Here is a 20130-nt window from a genome sequence, read left to right as displayed (position 1 = left end):
AGTTTTGTAACAATTGTGGCTGGTTTGTGTAAAAGTCGCGATCAATACATGAGATATAGATGAATTTGCAACTTGGTGCGTTCTGATTCGAGGTCTTTTATGAGTAATGACTGGAGAAAACAACTAGATGGACAACTTAAAGACTTAGCGATCGCAGCCCAACAATACACACACCTAACTAAGGAAAAGCGGATAGCCTTAACACGTTTGATTAATGCTATTTGGCAGTCAGGTAAGCTTGTTCATCCTTATAAAGGTCAATTTCAACTACTTTATCAAGATATCTATGATGAAGCAGTACAAAATTTATTTTTCTATCTATGTCAAGACAACAATATTAATAAGTATGACCCAGAACGTGGCGAAGTGATGACTTGGATAAATATGCTATTAACTAAACGTTTTTTTCCAGAGGCTATCCCCAAAGTTATCGGCAAAGAAAATGAAATAAATCTTGAAAACTCTCATCTGGAAAATATACCCTCATCTCAACCTATGTCTTTATTTGAACAAGTAAGAGAATGTATAGAAACTGACCCAGAATTAATTTTTTGCAAGGAACATATCAAAGGTCATCCAGAGGCAAATTTTCAAGCTCTAGCTAAAAGAAGATGTTCTGGCGTTTCCTGGAAAGAGATTTCGGCAGAATGGGGTATTGGAATCACATCTCTCCATAGTTTTTATCAACGTTGCTTAAAAAAGTTTGCTACTAAATTTCATGAATATTTATATGTTTAATATCATCTAATCAACTAGGCAAAAATATGAGCAAAATCATCAACGTTTTAACATTTTCAGCCCCGATACCTGTGGATGGAAGGCATCGAGCAGAAGAGTTACGCAGACAACAAGCCACGCAAGCAAAAGGCGAACAAGTTTATCTCAATACTTTGTCTGTGTCTTTCGTAAATTATTATCTATGTTGCATGGGATTTGAGACAGACTTGAATAAAAGTGATAGTTGGAATGTCATCCAACAGACACTTATGGATATTGCTGATTTGTCGCTAAAAAACTTGGGCTTATTAGAATGTCGCCCAGTATTAGAAGATGCACAATTTGTTTATGTACCGCCGGAAGTACAGTCAAATCGAATTGGCTATGTAGCTGTGCAAATCAGCAAATCATTTAGAGAAGCAACACTGCTGGGATTTGTCAAGCAAGTACAAACTGATTTATTACCTATTAACCAATTGCAACCTTTAGACAATCTATTGGAGTATTTAGAAGAAATTTCTCAATTCCAGGTTGCTGAAATAGCTGAAAATTCGCTGGAGGGTAATCAGAATTTAGTTAATTTGAAGCAATGGTTAGAGAATATTTTTGAAGCTGGGTGGCAAGAGGTCGAGACTCTTTTAGGCACTCAAGGTGTCAATCCAGCTTGGAGTTTAAGAAGTGGCAATGGTGCTTTTATTAGTAGGGGTAAGTTGATTGATTTAGGAAATCTTTTGAACGATCGCGCAGTAGTTTTAGTCGTTACCTTACCTCCAGATAACGAACAAGAAATGGACATTATCGTAGAATTACATCCGACAAATGGACAAGATTACCTGCCACCAAATCTCCATCTAATGGTGCTGGATTTTGAGGGAGCATCTGTGATGGAAGCTCAAACAAGAAACAGCAATAAGAATATTCAATTGGAATTTAGTTGTGAAGTGGGAGAACGTTTCGGCGTTAAACTTGTTCTGGGAGATATCAGCATCACAGAAAATTTTGTCATTTGTTAAGAACAACAGCAGGGGTACTGCCAATGAGAAAATTAGTTGTGCTGAAGCTAGATGGCGATTTGCATTTAGGCGTGCAGGTAACGCTGGAGATTGGAGAAGAGGGCAAACGCCCGACTACAGAAATTACTGGCAAGCTACCCTCCAATCCAGATATGGCAATAGCAATTGACCAATGGCAGTCCACATATCGCAGCTTGTGGAAATGTACCCGCATCAAAGCCAAAAAAATTATTTACGATGGTTCTATTTCCCAGCGCCGTCAGGAGTGCAATACAAAAGCTAGTGAGGTGCGGGAGCATCTGAATAACTGGTTGCTATCAGAGTCTTTTCGTCCCGTGCGGGAAAAATGGCTCAAACACTTGATACCAGATGAAGAAGTGCGGGTGTTGATTCGCACTCATTGTTTGCAACTCAAAAAACTTCCTTGGCATTTGTGGGATTTGATCGATCGAGATTATCTCAAAGCTGAAGTTGTTCTCAGTGTTCCAGAATCAGAACCAGTAACAGCCGCATTGCAGACATCCATAAGCAGAAATAAAATTAGAATTTTGGCAATTTTAGGCAATAGTGACGGTATTGATGTGGAGCAAGACCGCCAGTTATTAGAAAAATTACCTGATGCCACTACAACTTTTTTAGTAGAACCTGAATATTCAGACATTGACGACAAATTGTGGAAACAACCTTGGAATATCTTATTTTTTGCAGGTCATAGCAAGAGTGAGGGTGAAGCTAGTTGCATCTATATTAATAAAACAGATAAATTAACAATTGATGAACTCAGATATGCGTTGAGAAATGCTGTTGCCAACGGGTTACAATTAGCGATTTTCAACTCTTGCGATGGATTAGGATTAGCGCGAGAACTACAAGATTTACAAATTCCGCAAATTATTGTCATGCGGGAACCAGTACCAGATAAAGTAGCCCAAAAATTTTTAAAGCATTTTCTAGAGGTTTTTTCATCAGGACAATCTATCTATGCTGCGGTTCGCACTGCCAGACAAAGGCTCAAAGGAATAGAAAAGGAATATCCAGCTGCAAGTTGGTTGCCAGTAATTAGCGAACATCCTGCCGTAGTCTCAATGACTTGGGCAAAGCCCCGAATTCCCAAGACTCGCCGCCTTGGAACCTTGCTACTGTTGAGCTTGCTGATAACTGTTGGCGTACTGGGGGTAAGACATCAAGGAGGATTGCAAACATGGGAGTTGCTCTTATATGACAAATTTATGCGATCGCGTCCACAGGAAAAGCAAGATTCGCGCCTATTGATCGTCACTGTAACTGAAGACGATCTTTACCTCCCAGAGCAGAAGCAAAGAAGTGGCTCATTGTCAAATCTTGCACTGGCGCGACTGTTAGATAAACTTGCACAGTTCCAAGCGCGAACCATTGGCTTGGATATTTATCGTGCTGAACCAGTACAACCTAACCAGGCTTCTTTAACCACTCGTTGGAAAACCGATGACAATTTCTTTGCAATTTGCAAAGTTAGCGATCGCACCCAAAACTATCCGGGAGTTTCACCTCCCAAAGGAGTTCCACCAGAACGTCAAGGATTTAGTGATATTGTTCCAGACTCAGACAATGTTTTGCGTCGTCATTTATTAGCAATGCAGCCAGCTAACCCTACATCTCCTTGTACTGCACGCTATGCGCTTAATGCTCAACTGGCATTCCACTATTTGGAGAAAAAAGGGATTTCTGCGAAATACACCCCCCAAGGAGATTTACAGCTAGGTAACATCGTTTTTAAACGGTTGCGTTCACGAAATGGCTCCAAAACAGAATCGCAGATGGGCGGCTATCAAAAAGTGGATATCGGGGGCTATCAAATATTGCTTAATTACCGCTCTTACCAAGGTTCTCCTTTAGAAATTGCCCCTAAAGTCACACTCACAGATGTTCTTAGAGGAAAGGTCAACGCCGAACAAGTCAAAGACCGAATTGTCCTCATTGGTACTACTGCCCAAAGCTTCCGTGATTATAGTCCCACCCCCTACATGACTGAACAGGGTTTTTCTCAGGAAGTACCAGGAGTGATTCTACAAGCACAAATGGTGAGTCAGCTGGTGAGTGCTGCGATCGATGGCCGACCTTTGATATCAGTTTTGCCTGTTTGGGTTGAAGTGTTATGGGTTTGGAGTTGGTCTGTGGTTGGAAGTGCGATCGGCGTAGTCGTGTCGCAGACACTCGCCTACGCTGTGTCGCAGACAGTTACTTGGCGCTATCGATCGAGACTATATCTATTACTAATAGGAGGAGGCGTACTGGGAGGCTTATACATTCTTTGCTTAATTCTTTTTTACCACGGTATTTGGGTTCCCCTGGCTCCGTCAATCTTAGTTTTAGTGCTTACTGGTGGCACAGTAACGATTTACCTATCTTCACAACAAGGTCAGCGACAACTAATTTCTACAACTTGAGGTCTAAAACAAATGAAATTGTCTGTACAAAAGATTCAACTTTTCCTCGTCATTAGTTTAACACTCCTTAGCTGTACCCAAGTGCAGGCACAGCCTGAAAACCCCAAAGGACAATTAAATCAATCACTGATTTTCGCTGCGCCGCCCCCGCCACCAGACATCGGGGAACCAGGTAAGCGAGGGGAAGCAGGTAGCCGTGGCTGTAGTCAAAATGCGAACAAGCCTCTAAGTTCTTCTCCAAAGCGGCTCACAGCTTTAGTACCTATTTATGCGAATTCCCAATTGGTGTTTGGAACAACGATCGCAGAGCATCCTAGTTTCTTATTTTATGTTCCTTATGCATCGGACTTTGCATCTGGAGAGTTTGTGCTAGAAGATGAAGCACAAAATCAGACTATTTATAAAACTTCTTTAACGGGAACACCAGGAGTAGTAAACCTTCGCTTGCCATCAAAAGCAGCACCTGTGGAGATAGGTAAGCGGTATCGTTGGTATTTCAACATTTACTGTAATAAGGATAAGCAAATTCTTGCTGATATTGAAGGATACATAAAACGGGAGCAACTGAACCCTACTTTGAAAACTCAATTGGAAAAAGCGACACCAAGCCAGCGCGTAACCCTTTATGCGGCTAATGGTATTTGGTATGAAGCGCTGAGTGCTGCTAGTGAATTGCGTCGCACCAATTTGCAAGATCCTTCTTGGACGGCGCTGTTGCAAGCTGTTGGTTTGAATGATTTTGCAACTGAACCAAGGGTGGAGTGCTGTAATTTAGAAAGTTCACGGTGAAGAAGGAATATGCAGGGGAGCAGGGGGAGAGGACAAGGTAAGCTCATTTATGCAAGTTGATGCAATGGGATTGTAAGGTGATGCGATCGCATTGTTAGTCGAAACAATCGCATTGTTAGTCGAAACAATCGCATTGTTAGTCGGAACAATCGCATTGTTAGTCGGAACAATCGCATTGTTAGCCGAAACAATCGCATTGTCATAGGGGAGGGTTAGGGTGGGGTAAAACCGTGATTTCCCAGCTATTTCAGACTTGTGTAGATATTAAACTACAGCCAATTACCTAGCAGAACATAAGGGGCCCAAAACCTGGGACGTTTGTATTTGGGATTTTGCAAAAGAGCTAGCTGGGCGCGACGGAGTACTTCAGCTTTAGTCAGGTTTTTGTTGCCTAACTCTTGGTAAAATTGACTCATCAACACAGCAGTAGACTCATCATCTAAGTTCCACAAAGAAGCGATCGTACTGCGTGCTCCTGCCTGAAAAGCGACACCAGCAATTCCCAATGCAGCTTGTTCGTCCCCAGCAGCTGTTTGACAGGCACTAAGAATGAGCAATTCAATCGCTTCGGGTCTGTTTTGCTCTAGTGTTCGTACTAACTCATTTAACTTTTTGACATAAATACGCTCATCCCAAGCGACAATAAATGTCTCCTCAGCCTTGGAGCTAAACTGACCATGAGTTGCAAGATGAACGATAGGGAAAGATAAAGAATTAATCCGGTTTTGCAAAGTTTTGCTGGTAAATTCTTGATTCAAAAGGATGCTGCTAGGGACTTGAGAGCGGATTTGTTCTAATTCAAGTTTGACGTTGGGTAGTGCAGAAAATCCCGAACTTGCTTCACTCAATCCTGCGGCTATTGCCTTTAATTCCTTCTCTGATGATTTGGGTTCAATCAGTTGCAGACTGGGGGTGAGTGCAATGTTATACTTCTCAACTAGATACTGTTTGCCATCGTAAAGAGCTGCCATCGGAATATTTCGCAACCAACCATCCAGCACAAACACCAAAGTACGAATCTTACTTTCAGCTAAGGCAGCTTCAGCAGGTTGAATCAGCCATTTGTAAACCTTCTGGGATAAAGATTGAATCTGTCGCAGCGTGTGTGGTTTGGGTAGATTTTCCTGTAGTTGCGCTAAAGTAGTTTTTAATTCTGTTTCAACTATAGGGGTAGTGTAGTGCAGCCAACGCTGTTGAGGCAACTCGATGATGACCTCTAGTCGGTCTGGCAAAATAAATGGATAAATAATTGCTGCCGTTGGATCTTTTTTTGGATTACGGATTTGAGCATTCAAACAGTTGTTGCGAAAGAAGTTTTCTAGTTCTGCTATTTGGAGTAATTCGATTGTATTGCTGGCTTTTGCGAGATTTTCTGAGCTAAGTTGGGAGTTACCCTGAGATTGCAAAATTAAATCAACTAACTGTCGATAAACTGGTTCAACTTCTTCTCGAAAGGAAAATTTCACCGCAGAATTGACAGCAACTAAATCACTGCGGAGAACTTGGAGATTATTAACTGCTTCTGTGTAAGCTGCTACTGCGCCTTTTATATCTCCCTTAGTTTTAAGCAAACGTCCTAGTTGCCATTGCCATTGATAGCCAATGTCTTTAGCATCGATAGCTTGAGCGATGAGCAAGGCTTGTTGGGTAAGGTTTTGGGCATCAGACCACTGTTGAGTTTGTTCGTACACTTGGCCTAAAACACCAATAGCATAGGATTGTGTGCGTTTATCTTGCAAATTTTTTGCTTGCTCAATAGCAGTTGCCAGTAATTGGGCAATGTCTAACCATGAGGGAGTGTCTGCGGCGGTTTTTTTTCGGAATTGTATTAGACTTTGGGCAAAGTTAATGCGGGCAGAAATTGCTGTCCGACTAGGGGGTAAGTCGTGAAGCTGAGTTTTAATTTGGGAGGACAATGTTTGGAAAGCTGCCAATTGCTCAGTTTTCAACAGCAGTCTTAGTTGATTGGCTTGAGCTTGGATACGTGTAGTGGGTGAGGTTGCAGTTTTGATAGTTTGTTGATAATATTTTATCGCTGTTTGCATGTCTTGCTGAACACGGGCTGTATTACCCAGACTGAGGAGAATATCAGCGATCGCTTCCAAATCTTGCAACGATGAAGCTACTTCTAAACTTTGCTGCAATATCTGCCGAGATGTTTCTAAATCACCAGTGACTTGCACGACATTACCGAGACTATGCAAGGCAGCGACTTTAACAAGTGAGTTGGGTTGACTTTGGAGAATCTGGGTACTTTCTCTTAAGGTCTTCTCGGCTTGACGATAAAACCCTAAAGCTTGCAAAGCTTGCGCTTGGTTAATCCGATTTTGAATAACCGCCCTTTCATTGCCGATTTTGGTATAAATGTCAAGTGATACTCGCCAAGTATCCAGGGCATCTTCAGCTTTGCTTTGAGCCAATTGCAGGCGACCTTTGATATCTAAGACTTGGGCTATAATTTGCTCTTTAGTATCTATATTTTGAGCAGTTTGTAATAAGTTGAGACTTTGAGCGATCGCACCTTCTGCCTCTGACCACTGTCCCAATTGCTGATAAGCTAATGAGAGATTACCCAGTGCGATCGCAAGCCTTTGTTCATCCCCATTGCCTTGTAATGCAGAGATAGCCTGTTGCCAAGAAGTAGCAGCTTCAGCAAACCGTTCAGCTTGATAAAATTTACTGCCCTGTTCAAGTAAGTTTTGGGCATCGGGCAACCTTTTAAGAATGGAGTTTTCCGCAGTTACATGTGCGAAAGTGGGAGGCAATAAAAGAGCGCCTAAGAAGATAGACAAAAGCAGCAATACACTTAAAAAGCGTTTGATTTTCCGTAATCTAGATTTTTTTCTTGCCATGTTTTTGCCCCCACCCGCACCGCGTTTTTACTAAAAATAGACAGTGTAAGTTGCTCAACCTCCCTGGCGTTGATTAAACACACGGCAATCGGCTGTCCTCTGCCACGAAGAATGAGGCGTGACGGTGGGTGCAGAGCTAGTGAGAATTACATCGCCATTAGCAGCAATTACCCAACCAGTAGCTTCTACTATGCGAGCTGGTGTTGGGTTAATGGGATTTGTGGAAACTGCTGGAGTAGAGGGTTTACCTACTTCTGGGTTGAGAGTCACCAAATCTACCTGCACTGCATCAGCGCTGAGGGCTTCACCCGGATTAGGCGGTAAGCCACCGCGTCCAGTGATTGTAAAACTGCTCTTAGCTACAGTGCTACCCGCAGTACAGGTCTGTGCTACTTGGGTATCAACTGGTACGGTTGGCAAATTGACTAACCCGCGACTCAGGTCAATATCGGGTGTATTTAGTGTTACAGTGCCGCTTAAAGTAGGACTTGTCTGAGAAATTGCCGTGATGTCATTTGTTAGTAACCGTTGAGGGTCTAAGTTAGTTCCTAGCAGCCTCACCAAGTCTTCACGAGTACGCACTGTCATACCAAAAATACTAGCAGCGTTAATCGTGACTCTCCCGCCACTGCCACTAAACGCATTGGCGGTAATGTCACTATTTTCCCTTCCTCCGGCAACTATGAAGCCATTGGGGGCATTGATGATGATGTTGCCCCCATCACCAGACTGCTGTTCAGTGCCTGCGGTGGATGATATCTGACTGTTGCGGCGCAGCAGCAGTAAGTCCAAGTTTTGCAGGGTAATATTACCACCTTTGCCAGATGTAGTTTCGGCTGTGAGCTTGGCTTGGTTATCCAGTCGGATAAGGCGAGCCGAGGCTTCCAATTCACCCGCACCCCCTGCTCCTTGACTGTTCACAGCGACTTGCGCTCCATCGCGAATAAGCATCTGCCTAGTAGTAACTTTTATGGTTCCCCCTTGACCAATAGAATTTTCCGATGTGTTGGAATACAGCCCACTGTTAGGGCCTGCACTACTAACTACATCTTGACCAAATTGAGCAAGCCGAGCATTATAACTAGGATCGCTACCCGCAAGGGTGACGCTGTCAGCGATATTGACAGTAATATTACCTGCCTTACCACTGCTAAGGGTGTTGGCAACAACTTGTCCACCATGAAACACTTGCAAGGTATTGGCGTGAAGAGTGATGTTACCACCATCCCCTTGGTCACGAGTGCTCGTAGTCACTTGAGCACCATTCGTCACAGCAAGCGTCCCCGCTGTAATACTGATACTACCTCCTTGACCGTTGGCATTGCGTAGCACCCGACTGTAAACACCACCAGGGAATTCATCGCGACCCAATCCATCAAAGGAAACACTATCCCCAGCATTAATAATCATACTGCCTGCATCCCCCTTTCCGTCGGTACTGGTCGTCAGGAAAGCGCCCTGGGTAATAGAAACTGCCCTCGCTGTGATGTAAATGTTCCCACCTCGACCTGTAGCTCCTTCTTCTACCCGATTGTTAATCTGACTAGATAGTCCATTACTACCCACCCCATCAAGGGAGACACTATCACGGACATTTATATTTACATTGCCCGCATTTCCCCGTCCCAAGGTGCGGGTAGTTAGGTAAGCGCCATTTGTCACCGAAAGCGACTCAGCTATGATGTTGATGTCACCAGAGTTGTTCATGGCTGTAGATTCCGTAGTGCTGTATGCCGCACTGGAACGTCCATTACTGGCCACCCCATCAAATGAAACTGTATCGCGGGCATTTATATTCACACTCCCCGCAATCCCACGTCCAAAAGTACTAACAACCAGTTCAGCGCCATTCGTTACCGAAAACGATCCAGTCGTGATATTGATACCCCCACTGTTGCCTACAGCTAGAGAACCGTCCACAGTGCTGTATGCTGCACTGGATAGTCCATTGCTACCTATCCCATCAAAGGAAACTGTATCGCGGGCATTTATATTTACACTCCCTGCATCGGTCTGTCCGTTAGTATAGGTAAGTAGCTGAGCGCCATTTGTTACAGAAAGCGACCCAGTTGTGATGTTAATGCTGCTAGAGTTGCCCTTACCTCCAGATACCACAGTGCTATATGCGTTACTGGAACCATCAAAGGAAACAGTATTGCGGGCATTTATATTCACATTTCCCGCATTCCCACTTCCAGAATTACTCGCATCTAGCACAGCACCATTTTTTACCGAGAGCGATCCAGTCGTGATATTGATGTTACCACCGTTACCTACAGCTCTATTTCCTACATCTCTCTCTCCTACACTGCTGAATGCCCCAGTAGTGAATCTTATTCCGCTAATCTTCCCATCAAAAGAGACGGTATCGCTGACATTTATATTCACACTTCCGGCATTGCCCTGTGTCATAGGGTCTGATAGAGAAGACTGTGGCAACGTACTGGCATCTAGTTGAGCGCCATCAATCACAAACAGTGAGCCACCTGTGATATTTATATTGCCCCCGTTGCCCACAGAGCCAGCTTCCACTGTATTGCGGATAAAGCCATTTGCGAGCGTGATTGCTCCCTGAGCAAGAAGCTCGATATCTCCCGCTTGAACGTCAGGGAATCCCAAATTTCTTTTTAGACCACCATGAAGTTCACTGCCTTCCGTAACTTCTATGTTCCGAGCAGTGATCGCAATACTACCATTGCTACCAGCTACATTCACATTCGCGCCATTGGTAAGCAATACATCACTTCGCGTTACCCCATCAGGAAAACTCAGACTCAGATTGTTCTCATTACCATTTAACCTGACCGTTCCTACTCCTTTTAATCCTCCTAACTCCACTCGCCCACCAAAAGCATTCAATTCTCCTCTGTCCATACTGATGTTACCGCCGACTAGCAGCAAACTCCGACCATCAGGTACACGTAGACCAGATGTAGACAAGCCTGTCGGTGCTGTTTTTGCTGGTGCAACTGAGTTATTTTGAATCGCTGCGTTTTGATTAATCTGATTAAACAGCAATGCTGAAGGATTAATAGTCAACAATGGTGAAGGGATATTTTGATCAGTAGCGCTAAAAAATCCTATATTTCCGAATTGCAGTGCATTCGCTGTACTCGCAACAAAGGAACCACCAATATTTAATTGAGCATTCTGACCAAATACAATTCCATTGGGATTAATTAGAAATAGGTTAGCTGTTCCATTAGTGCGGATTATCCCATCAATATCGGAAACTGACCCACCCGTTACCCGACTAATGATATTTTGAATATCCGCAGCATTATTAAAGAAAGCAGTGCCGCTCCTTGGGACAGAAAACTCCTGAAAGCTATGGAACAAGTTGCTTCCAGCTTGGGTTCCCCCTTCAATGGTTCTGATGTTGTCTTGTGTTGTAACACGAGAATTATTGGGTAAAGTGCTATCGGGGGTAATTTGGGCAAAAGCGCAATTAAAAGAGAAAGCGAATGTCTGCAATACAGCTTCGCCGATCGCACTACCCATCACCAACCAACTTACCACTGCTAATTTCCAGCACCAACGCGGACTGGATCGCGTCATTCTCAACATTGCAACCTTAGATAACCAGCAAGTAAACAACACCTTCTTATAAGAATAGATAGAAAACCCACGGTAGGATTGCGATAAATAATTACGAATAGTTACAATGCGATCGCTCTACAAGTCTGCAATCAACCTTGCCTTCCTCAAAAAGAATTGCATCACAGTCTCTTCTCTAGAAATAATATCGACTGTACCCTCCATTCCCAATTGCAGCGCACAGTGGTATTTGTCACTACCTAGAGAAAGGCTTTCTGGCTCAATAGTTACCCCATAGAAGCTACCAACCGCTGCCATCTTTTGGCTGGCAGATGTAGTGGCAGTGGCATTAGCAGCATTCCCTTGAGGTGCCATCGCATCCGGGGAAATCGTCTTAACTTTGCCTTTGAGAGTACCATAATCTGGATAAGGACAGGCAGAAACCCGCATTTGTACCGTTTGACCTTGTTTCAACTTATTTTTATCCTGAAGTGCTACTGCTGCCTTAATCTCCAAGGGAGCGTCACTGGGGACAATTTGGGCAATTTCCTCTCCAGCAGGCACAGTTTGACCAGAGTTTCGCAGGTTTAATTTAGAAACGATCCCGTCTGCTGTGGCTGTAATCACAGTTTGGCTGAGGTCGATATTTACTTGTTGAAGTTCGCGGGTGTCGCGTTCTAGCTGTTTTTGGATTTCAATTCGTTGCTGGATTAGGGCAAGGCGTTCTTTATCTAAAGTCGCAATGCTGGCTTGACCTGTAGCTTTTTCTTGGGCAATGCGTTGAGAAGCGATCGCTACTTGTGCATTACTGGGATTAAGGGCAGTTTGGACATTTTGCAATTTGGCTTTAGCTGCCTGGAGAGCTTGTTCTTGCTGGTGAACAGCTAGTTGTGCTTCCTCAAATTGATCTTGAGACAAGGCTCCGGCTTTGGCTACAGTCTCATAACGATTTCGCTTTGACTGGGCTGCTTTCAGAATAGCATCCGTGGCTTTGACATTTGCAGAAGCTTCTTTAACATCAGTAGCGGTAGTAATAAGTTTATCTTGATAGTCCCGGCTACGACCGCTTAATTCAGATTCAGCACCAGCAATAACCCGGTTGATGCGCTCAGTTTCAGCTAAAACCTGGCTATTAATGGCATTAATCTGGGCGTTGAGTTGAAAGAGTTGTAAACGACTTTGCCCAATGTTACTTTGCAGTTGGCTCTTTTTGGTTTGTAGCTTCGAGTTGTCAATAGTGGCAATGACATCTCCTTTTTTGACAACTTGATTCTCTGCAACAAAGACCCGCGTTACCTGACCTTCGGTAGCAGCTTGAACGAGCCGCAATTCACCAGCAGGGCGGACGAGTGCCTGTCCTTTAACTGTCACTTTATATTTGGTAACAGAGGCAAGTGGAACGCCTAACCCCACAGCACAGACAAGAAATATTCCGCCCCAAGTAGTCCAACGACCAAGTGGCGGGAGAAACTCGTTGTCTTGAATTGGGGGCAAGTAGTCTGAGTTGGAATGGCTAATCATACTGTTTTATTTACTGATTTTGCTTAATTTACCGTTGGAGTTAGAGGAGAATGGCACTAAACCACTTGTAAATGGGTCAACACCGTCTAAAAAGTCTAAGTGTTCGCCAGCTTGATGGCGCAGAGCCTCTGGAGTGCCTTGGATTTTCAAACGCCCTTCTTCCAGCAGTACAATCCAATCAGCCCGCCCGATGACTTTGGGGCGATGGCTAATCATAATTGTGGTTTTGCCTTGCCGATGGGATAGCAGTCTATCTAGCAGTTTGGCTTCACTCACTGGGTCGAGAGCGCCAGTGGATTCATCTAAAATTAATATCGGCGGGTCAGTAACTATAGATCTAGCGATCGCTAATCTTTGTCGTTGTCCACCAGAAAGATTCGCGCCAAATTCGCCTAAAACAGTTTGATACTTATCGGGCAGTTTACTAATAAACTCATCTGCACCAGCAATCTCGCAAGCTTGCACAATTTGTTCAAAGGCAATTTGAGGATAGCTGAAGCGGAAGTTTTCAATAATTGAGCGACTCCAGAAGTGAGGTTCTTGAGGTACTAGCACCACCTGTTGCCGCAGACATTCCATCGAGAGGTCTTGCTGATTATAGATGCCATAACGGATATTGCCAGATTGGAGGAAATACAAACCTGCAAGCAGTTTGGCGAGGGTGCTTTTACCACAACCGGATTTACCAATCAGACCAATGACTTGACCGCCAGGGATAACCAGCGAGAAATCTTGCAGCAAGTCAACTCTACCTGCGTGGTGGAAATTAAGGTTGGTGCAAGTAATATCAACATTGCCTTTAAGTTCTGCCCAAGGCTTTTTCTCGTCTTTGTCGTCTTCTGGGGTAGCATCAATCACCTCCGTCAGGCGTTGGATGACAATCTGGGCAGTGATAAACTCATCAACTAAGCCGATGACTGAACCCAAAAAGCCGAGAAAGTTACCACTCATACCACTAAACGCTAGCAACTGACCAATACTTAAAGTGCGATTAATTACCAGGTAAGAGCCTAACCACAGTAAGGCAATACTAGTAAAAGTAGAAATAATACTGGTGATTGTGCCACTGTAAAGCCCCAGCTTCATCGTACTCCAGCCCAAGTTAGCAAGCCGACCATAATTTGCCTGATACTCTTGCCAAGCTTGGGGAGTGGCTTGAGTAGTTTTTAGCACCTGGACACCGCGAAAAGTTTCAACGAGAAAGCCTTGGTTTTCTGTACCCAACACGATCGCGTTGCGGGTTTTCTGGCGCAAAGCAGGGAGAAAAAGCAGGTTGACGAGGGTGACAATCATAAAGGCAGCCAGAGAAGCTAAAGTCAGCCCCCAACTGTAAAAGAGCATGAAGCCCAAGGAAACCAAGGCGATAAAAAATTGGCTGGGTAAACCGAGGACAATTTGGGAAACTAGCTCATTGATGTGATTCACATCGGCAATCCGGCTGACTACTTCCCCACTGCGCCGTCCTTCAAAGTACGAGAGGGGCAAACGCAACAGTTGTCGCCCGTATTCTAGAATCAGTCCTAATTGTAGGCGTTGACCAAAGTGACCAATTAAGTGAGACTGTACCAAACCGATCGCACTGCTAAATAGACTCATTGCGATCGCTCCAATTGCCACGACGGTTAGCAGTTGGGTATCTCCCCGCACTAGCACGTCATCAGTAAGCAATTGCATCATTAAGGGAGAGACGAGGGAGAGCAGCCCGATGACGATGTTAATTGCGATCGCTTGAATCAGAATAGCGCGATAGGGTAAAACCCGCATCAGATAACGCCCAAAGCCGCCGATTTTATCATTTGATTGCTGATAAAAGCGGCTGTCGTCTGGCGTTAGCAGCAGCATGATGCCATTGCCCCACCCTTCGCTCAACTCCTCGCGGGTAAGGTAACGGATACCTATACCAGGGTCAGCAATTACATATTTTTTCCCCTTTTGCCCGTATAAAACGACCCAGTGGTAGCCTTTCCAGTGAATAATGGCGGGTAGAGGGGCTTTATGCAATTGGTCAAGCAGTTGCTCTGAGGCTTTAACTTGACGCGTATTAAATCCTAGAGTTTCTGCACCCCGCCTCAAACCCAGCAGGCTGGTTCCCCGCGATCCTGTACCAACTACTTCCCGCATTCGACTAATGGCAAAGGTGCGTCCGTAGTGTTTGGCAACAGTGGCAAGGCACGCAGCACCACAGTCTTCTTCGCTGTGTTGAAGTACACTTTGGTAGCGCATTTTTCTTAAAGACCTATCTTATTTTGTTTTTGAGCATAAAAAATCCCATGTAGGAGCGATCGTTCTACGCCCCTACAGGTGTCATGTGTATTGTTTGCTCAGATTAGAGCTACTGTTCAGCTTTTAACTTGGATTTTTGAATGTGTGCCTATTCAAGACCTCGGCCTGGTAGCCGCTTGATGAATTGCGTCGATACCCACTGATTCAGCGACGAGGTTAATTTACGGAATCCGTTCTTCAGGATAGCTGGGGACTCCAAGTACTTGACCTCAAGACAGCCGTGCTGCACGGTTTCGGTTCTCTACGGTATTATTTTATACGCTGAACCGATGAGATCGAATCGTTAGGCAAGCCTATGTCAAAGAAAAGATTTGGATACTTTCCTACTCCTACTCGCCTAGACGTCCCTGTGAAATTCGCGCCTGTCCATAACAGCCATGTACCACGCTTAACTATAGCTGAAGTAGTTAGGTCATTTGCGGTATCACCTACATTCCGGAGGCTTTTGTTTGTAGCCACTATCTTACCCCTAAATTTGTCGCCATTGTAAAGTTCTAAGTCTGCACCGCCTTCGATGACGGCTCCTTCTTCAGGAGTTAATTCTGTAAATAGTTGTTGATCAGAACTACAAATTGCTTTGTTGGTATTGAACATTGTTTTTCTCCTATTAAAGTATGAATTATTCTGCAAGAAAGGAATTCTGGGAGGAATTATGCGTCTGAGAAAACTAAACGAGGCGTCTGGACGCAGGAATATCGCTGCGTCTGAGAGAACTAATCGAGTCGTTTAGAATCCCTCTTCGTTGTAAGTCAGCTAAATAATAACTTCCCGGTGTAAGTGTTACAGCACGACCTCTCTTGTTTATGTCTTGATAAAACACCCATGATTCATTCCCTGCAATAAAAATAGATGAGGTTTGGTCGTTGAAATTGTAAATGCGCAGGTCGTCAGTACCTTCAGAAAACTTCAGCCTTCGCCCTGGATCTCCTTGATTAAGAAAATCATTCTGGTATAAATATGCAATACCTCCGCTACAGGTAGCAGCAACCTCATTGTCGAGTTCCTGAAACAGTTGTTCATTCTGAATTTCTTTCATCTTCTTTCTCTTTGCAAATTACAATTGTTCTGCTGTTGATCGTCTTTCATCTTTTCACTCTTAATAGAGTGTCATTTGTTCTGTTGTATATTGCCGATAAGATGGCTAAAGCATCTTAATATCGACCTTTTACAAGCTACTTTTTTTGAAAATTAAGCTGTATTAATAGGAATCCGGTTTGATTACTGAAAGGTTTCCAAGATATGAGCATTGTCGGATAAAGTTTTTAGTCTTAGTCTGCTTTGAAAAATCAAGTTGCATTCCTATATTTAGTAGTGTAGGAAATAAAAATTTTAGGGGCAATGCACATTTTGTTGTTAAAACTATTAATTATATTGCTAATGATTGACACTAACATTAAAACGCTGAGTATTAGTCCAAGCTTAATTATTAATAAATATTTTAGAAATCTATATTTGTTGTTAATTATTAAAATGGAATGCTTCTGATATTTTTCAAAATAATCAACAACAAATATCTTATATCTGCTTTTCTTGACAAGAAAGGCGAACCTGACTTTTCCCGTTAAATCGTGAAACAATGAATTAGCAAGGATTTCACACTATATCTTATTCTAATTGACGAGGGTGACAATAATAAAGGCAGCCAGAGAAGCCAAAGTCAGCCCCCAACTGTAAAAGAGCATGAAGCCCAAGGAAACCAAGGCGATAAAAAATTGGCTGGGTAAACCGAGGACAATTTGGGAAACTAGCTCATTGATGTGATTCACATCGGCAATCCGGCTGACTACTTCCCCACTGCGCCGTCCTTCAAAGTACGAGAGGGGCAAACGCAACAGTTGTCGTCCGTATTCTAGAATCAGTCCTAATTGCAGTCGTTGACCAAAGTGACCAATTAGTGAGGGTGTGTCCGTGGTGTTTAGCAACCGTGGCAATGCAAGCAGCACCGCAGTCTTCTTCACTGTGTTGTAGAACAATCTGGTATTTCATCTTCAAGATTTATGCAGCAGAGAAAGATCGGTCGGGGCTTTCGCCCTGACCGGATCTGGTTTTCAGTGTATTAAAGATTGTGTTGCAAAAATTTTTAAAAACCCTACATGTAATTAAATTACAAACTGTAGTATTACTACAAATAGTGTTGAAAAATTTTTTTGCAATACAACCTGATCGCCTAATCGAACTTAAAAATGAGTAGTAGAAATGATCGCTCTAACTAAATTCCTCAATCCAGAAGTCAGACGAGACTAACGGCGAAAAGCTAAAACCATCCTGCTAATAGGTGATCGGCCCTGATACGTTTTTGGCGATATTAAACCCGTCAATTGAAAAGTTGAGCCTGAAGGCGACTCCATCGCGCACGTTTGCTGCAACAGTGATCAGCTTTCCTGCCGAGTTTGGAGGAATCGACCTTACGAAACTACTTATATCACGTAGGTTATCGGCACGCACGGCTTTAACTTTTATGAATTCATTGATATTCTGATTCAATCGAATTGAAATGTCATTGAATTGACTAGTGGTAGTATATATCTTTGAAAATGTCCTTGATCCGAAGGCAGGAATTGTTCCTGAGAAGGTTGATCTGGCTCCTCCTGTTAGAGAAGCAGAATTGTCATCGGAAATTTCTTCCAACACAGAGTCTAATTCAGTTAAGAGTTGTTCCTGCTGATTGACTTTCATCTTTTTTTCCTAATTAAGTGTGAATTGTTCTGCAATAATTTCTCAAGCAAATAGTGCAAAGCACTTGAGATCAACCTTTTACAAGCTACCTTTTGTAAAAGTAACCTTGTATTAATAGGAATCAGGTTTGATTACTGAAAGCTTTCCAAGATATGAGCATTGTTGGATAAAGCTTTTAGTCTTAATCTGCTTTCAAGAATCAAGTTGCGTTCCTATATTTAGTAGTGTAGGAAATAAAAATTTCCGGGACAATGCACATTTTGTTGTTAAAACTATTAATTATGTTACTAGTAATTGACACTAACATTAGAACGCTGAGTATTACGCCAAGCTTGAGGTGTAGTCCCATGAAACTGGCGAAATTGACGAAAGAAATATCCTTCATACTGATAGCCTATTGCACAAGCAATCTGATTAACTGGCTGGTTGGTTTCCAGAAGCAAGGCACGCGCAGCTAGCATACGGCGTTCAAAGATCCAATCATTTACTGTTTTTCCCGTTTTGCGTCGCACTAGATTGGTTAAATAAGCTGCGGAATAACCAACTGCAACAGCTACGTCACTTAAACCAATCGATTGATGATAATTAGCTTCGATATAATCAAAAACTTTCTTTAGTTGAGGGCAAGTAGGAAAGAGCCGCTGTGGTTCTGATATCCGCTGATATTTAGCCAAATCCCACTGCTTTGAGGCAACGTGTTTTTCCAGTCCAGGAGCGATCGCTTCCAATAATTCTTCTGTGGAATCTAAAGTTGCCTGAAGCAAAGAAAGGGAATTTTGTAATTCTGTTTGTGTCTGCTGATAGGAAGCTTTCTCACGACAAAATTGCTCTTTAGCAGTACTTAATTCAGCTAAAAGCTCTTGCACTTTTGACTCTAACGCTGTATTGCTTCTCTGTAAGGCTAAGAAACTCTGCTGGCGTAAGCAAAGCTCATCGTAGACATCGCTCAGATCACGATCCCAGATATGCGGCAGTGTGACTTGAAGAAAATTCCGTTGTTCTAAAATCCCGTTGCTAGAAACCATACTTCCACAAAACTTATTATTTTGAGTTGCTAGCTATTACTCGGAGAGTTATGTCTGTGTTTTACGCAAGGCATTAGTTTTTGTAAAATTACTTCACAAAACTAATGGCAAAGGTGGGTTACATACTTTCCAGGTGTGGTAGATATCAAAACCTTATCAGGTCTATAGGTTTGAGCAAAACCCTCATAGTCAGCATTCGGGTACAATCTCCAAGACTCTGTGGTGTTCTCAAGAGATTGCACGCTACTGGATTACGATCGCACAAACAGGACAGGCTCAAAAATGGGGCGATCGCTTGATGGGACGGACTAAAACTGTGAATGAGCAATACCTCATTCGCTTGAAAGAATTGGTAAGCCATAGTCCGCGCCTTGTTGGCTATTCATTTGAACGCTGGACAGCACAATGGTTAAGCAAGCATTTGGCAAAAGAATTGGGAATTAAAGTACTAAAGTTTTGGAATAGGCGATACCTACGGTGAGCTACGCTAACGCACTTCATACAGCGATCGCATTTTGAGGATATCTTGCCATTCGAGATCGGTGAATGGTTGGGTAACTAGTTCTATGCCAAAGTACTGTTTTGCCGTTTCTGTCAATGTATCCACAATCTTTGCAATCCAGCCATCCTCTTGGTGTGTGTTGCAAAGTGAGGTATTCCACGGAGGCGATTGTTCAAAGATTTCCTGAAATAAACCTTTGTCTGTAGACAAAATCATCGAGCCGTGTTGAAGAATGGTATCTCTTCCCTTGCGTTGGGCGCTACCAATAAATTTACTTCTATCGGCTGTTACCAAGTCAGCCGCTGTTGCTGTGTTGAAGCAACTGGGATTATGAATGTAACCCCGTCCAGCAGAACCATAACTTAACTCAATACCGAACTTTTGCCAGCCTTGGATTAAAAAGTTACAGATGTTTTCATAAGTACCCCAGCTTTTTCCAGTACTAGCTGAGGTAATCAGGGCGTAGCTTAAATCTCCTTGGTGGAGAACAGCTCGACCTCCCGTTGGACGACGAATTAGATCGAGTGGCTGTCCCTGGTAGATCAGATTATGCCATTCGGCAGGCCATTGTTTTTGCAGATGTCCCAAGGAGAGAGCATAGGGGTACCAGGTATAAAAACGCAAGGTAGGCGGATGTTGCCCGTTTTCGCATTGGTGGAACAACCAAGCATCGATCGCCATTTGCACTGCTCCTGATGTCTGAAGCATTGGGACGAAACGCCACGTGGATGGTGATTCGGTTGCTAGTTGTTTCATCTGTTTCGGACTGTGGAAATATATTGACATCCT

General features: G+C 43.4%; 15 protein-coding genes and 2 pseudogenes. 6 read left to right on the top strand and 11 right to left on the bottom strand.

The window, feature by feature from the left end:
• Positions 1–99 precede the first annotated feature (99 nt).
• The 4 genes from HWQ40_RS28080 to HWQ40_RS28065 are packed head-to-tail and all read left to right on the top strand — an operon-like array spanning position 100 to position 4945.
• A complete protein-coding gene (locus HWQ40_RS28080; RefSeq protein ID WP_292784714.1) occupies positions 100–738 on the top strand; it encodes a sigma-70 family RNA polymerase sigma factor in 639 nt (212 codons plus the stop codon).
• A gap of 26 nt (positions 739–764) precedes the next feature.
• Positions 765–1730, top strand: coding sequence for a DUF1822 family protein (locus HWQ40_RS28075; protein WP_292784712.1), 966 nt, complete (start codon positions 765–767; stop codon positions 1728–1730).
• 23 nt (positions 1731–1753) lie between these two features.
• Entirely contained in the window at positions 1754–4156 is a 2403-nt protein-coding gene (locus HWQ40_RS28070; RefSeq protein ID WP_292784710.1) for a CHASE2 domain-containing protein, read from the top strand.
• A gap of 12 nt (positions 4157–4168) precedes the next feature.
• Positions 4169–4945 (top strand): DUF928 domain-containing protein, encoded by a 777-nt coding sequence (locus tag HWQ40_RS28065; protein WP_292784708.1) that lies wholly within the window; start codon positions 4169–4171, stop codon positions 4943–4945.
• A 269-nt stretch (positions 4946–5214) separates the two neighbouring features.
• Here HWQ40_RS28065 and HWQ40_RS28060 read toward each other — a convergent pair whose 3' ends face one another.
• From HWQ40_RS28060 to HWQ40_RS28020, 10 genes and pseudogenes are all read right to left on the bottom strand, one after another.
• Positions 5215–7797 (bottom strand): CHAT domain-containing protein, encoded by a 2583-nt coding sequence (locus HWQ40_RS28060; protein WP_292784706.1) that lies wholly within the window; start codon positions 7795–7797, stop codon positions 5215–5217.
• A 54-nt stretch (positions 7798–7851) separates the two neighbouring features.
• Positions 7852–11355 (bottom strand): filamentous hemagglutinin N-terminal domain-containing protein, encoded by a 3504-nt coding sequence (locus HWQ40_RS28055; protein WP_292784704.1) that lies wholly within the window; start codon positions 11353–11355, stop codon positions 7852–7854.
• Positions 11356–11472: 117 nt separating this feature from the next.
• Positions 11473–12855 carry an HlyD family efflux transporter periplasmic adaptor subunit gene (locus HWQ40_RS28050; RefSeq protein WP_292784701.1) on the bottom strand — a complete coding sequence of 461 codons (1383 nt, stop codon included), beginning with the start codon at positions 12853–12855 and terminating at the stop codon, positions 11473–11475.
• Positions 12856–12861: 6 nt separating this feature from the next.
• Positions 12862–15078, bottom strand: coding sequence for a peptidase domain-containing ABC transporter (locus HWQ40_RS28045; RefSeq protein WP_292784698.1), 2217 nt, complete (start codon positions 15076–15078; stop codon positions 12862–12864).
• A gap of 309 nt (positions 15079–15387) precedes the next feature.
• Positions 15388–15732 (bottom strand): beta/gamma crystallin-related protein, encoded by a 345-nt coding sequence (locus HWQ40_RS28040; protein WP_292784695.1) that lies wholly within the window; start codon positions 15730–15732, stop codon positions 15388–15390.
• Positions 15733–15805: 73 nt separating this feature from the next.
• Positions 15806–16174: a beta/gamma crystallin-related protein gene (locus HWQ40_RS28035; RefSeq protein ID WP_292784692.1), complete on the bottom strand. Its 369-nt coding sequence runs from the start codon at positions 16172–16174 to the stop codon at positions 15806–15808.
• 586 nt (positions 16175–16760) lie between these two features.
• Positions 16761–17036: pseudogene (locus tag HWQ40_RS28030) on the bottom strand (ABC transporter transmembrane domain-containing protein); the annotation flags it as partial.
• Between the two features lie 28 nt (positions 17037–17064).
• Positions 17065–17124 (bottom strand): annotated as a pseudogene (locus HWQ40_RS35770) (hypothetical protein); the annotation flags it as partial.
• Positions 17125–17406: 282 nt separating this feature from the next.
• Positions 17407–17814, bottom strand: a complete 408-nt coding sequence (locus tag HWQ40_RS28025) for a hypothetical protein (protein WP_292784689.1) — start codon at positions 17812–17814, stop codon at positions 17407–17409.
• Between the two features lie 287 nt (positions 17815–18101).
• Positions 18102–18839, bottom strand: coding sequence for an AraC family transcriptional regulator (locus tag HWQ40_RS28020; protein ID WP_292784686.1), 738 nt, complete (start codon positions 18837–18839; stop codon positions 18102–18104).
• A 170-nt stretch (positions 18840–19009) separates the two neighbouring features.
• Between HWQ40_RS28020 and HWQ40_RS35765 the strand changes: the two genes are divergently transcribed.
• Positions 19010–19138, top strand: a complete 129-nt coding sequence (locus HWQ40_RS35765; protein WP_334983707.1) for a hypothetical protein — start codon at positions 19010–19012, stop codon at positions 19136–19138.
• Positions 19138–19320: a hypothetical protein gene (locus tag HWQ40_RS35760; RefSeq protein WP_334983706.1), complete on the top strand. Its 183-nt coding sequence runs from the start codon at positions 19138–19140 to the stop codon at positions 19318–19320. The genes HWQ40_RS35765 and HWQ40_RS35760 overlap by 1 nt, the downstream gene beginning before the upstream one ends.
• 6 nt (positions 19321–19326) lie before the next feature.
• On the opposite strand, the gene HWQ40_RS28010 is transcribed toward HWQ40_RS35760, so the two are convergent.
• A complete protein-coding gene (locus HWQ40_RS28010) occupies positions 19327–20097 on the bottom strand; it encodes a biotin/lipoate A/B protein ligase family protein (RefSeq protein WP_292784683.1) in 771 nt (256 codons plus the stop codon).
• Positions 20098–20130: the final 33 nt, after the last annotated feature.

Source organism: Nostoc sp. NMS9 (assembly GCF_017114995.1).
In the GTDB taxonomy this organism is placed as follows: Bacteria; Cyanobacteriota; Cyanobacteriia; order Cyanobacteriales; family Nostocaceae; genus Nostoc.
This window is presented reverse-complemented; position numbering and strand designations above follow the sequence as displayed.

Coding starts and splice junctions, on each gene's coding strand:
- HWQ40_RS28060 (WP_292784706.1), bottom strand. CDS start 7,797: ATGGCAAGAAAAAAATCTAGATTACGGAAAATCAAACGCTTTTTAAGT.
- HWQ40_RS28080 (WP_292784714.1), top strand. CDS start 100: ATGAGTAATGACTGGAGAAAACAACTAGATGGACAACTTAAAGACTTA.
- HWQ40_RS28045 (WP_292784698.1), bottom strand. CDS start 15,078: ATGCGCTACCAAAGTGTACTTCAACACAGCGAAGAAGACTGTGGTGCT.
- HWQ40_RS28025 (WP_292784689.1), bottom strand. CDS start 17,814: ATGAAAGTCAATCAGCAGGAACAACTCTTAACTGAATTAGACTCTGTG.
- HWQ40_RS28075 (WP_292784712.1), top strand. CDS start 765: ATGAGCAAAATCATCAACGTTTTAACATTTTCAGCCCCGATACCTGTG.
- HWQ40_RS28035 (WP_292784692.1), bottom strand. CDS start 16,174: ATGAAAGAAATTCAGAATGAACAACTGTTTCAGGAACTCGACAATGAG.
- HWQ40_RS28010 (WP_292784683.1), bottom strand. CDS start 20,097: ATGAAACAACTAGCAACCGAATCACCATCCACGTGGCGTTTCGTCCCA.
- HWQ40_RS28070 (WP_292784710.1), top strand. CDS start 1,754: ATGAGAAAATTAGTTGTGCTGAAGCTAGATGGCGATTTGCATTTAGGC.
- HWQ40_RS28065 (WP_292784708.1), top strand. CDS start 4,169: ATGAAATTGTCTGTACAAAAGATTCAACTTTTCCTCGTCATTAGTTTA.
- HWQ40_RS28020 (WP_292784686.1), bottom strand. CDS start 18,839: ATGGTTTCTAGCAACGGGATTTTAGAACAACGGAATTTTCTTCAAGTC.
- HWQ40_RS28055 (WP_292784704.1), bottom strand. CDS start 11,355: ATGACGCGATCCAGTCCGCGTTGGTGCTGGAAATTAGCAGTGGTAAGT.
- HWQ40_RS28040 (WP_292784695.1), bottom strand. CDS start 15,732: ATGTTCAATACCAACAAAGCAATTTGTAGTTCTGATCAACAACTATTT.
- HWQ40_RS28050 (WP_292784701.1), bottom strand. CDS start 12,855: ATGATTAGCCATTCCAACTCAGACTACTTGCCCCCAATTCAAGACAAC.
- HWQ40_RS35760 (WP_334983706.1), top strand. CDS start 19,138: ATGGGACGGACTAAAACTGTGAATGAGCAATACCTCATTCGCTTGAAA.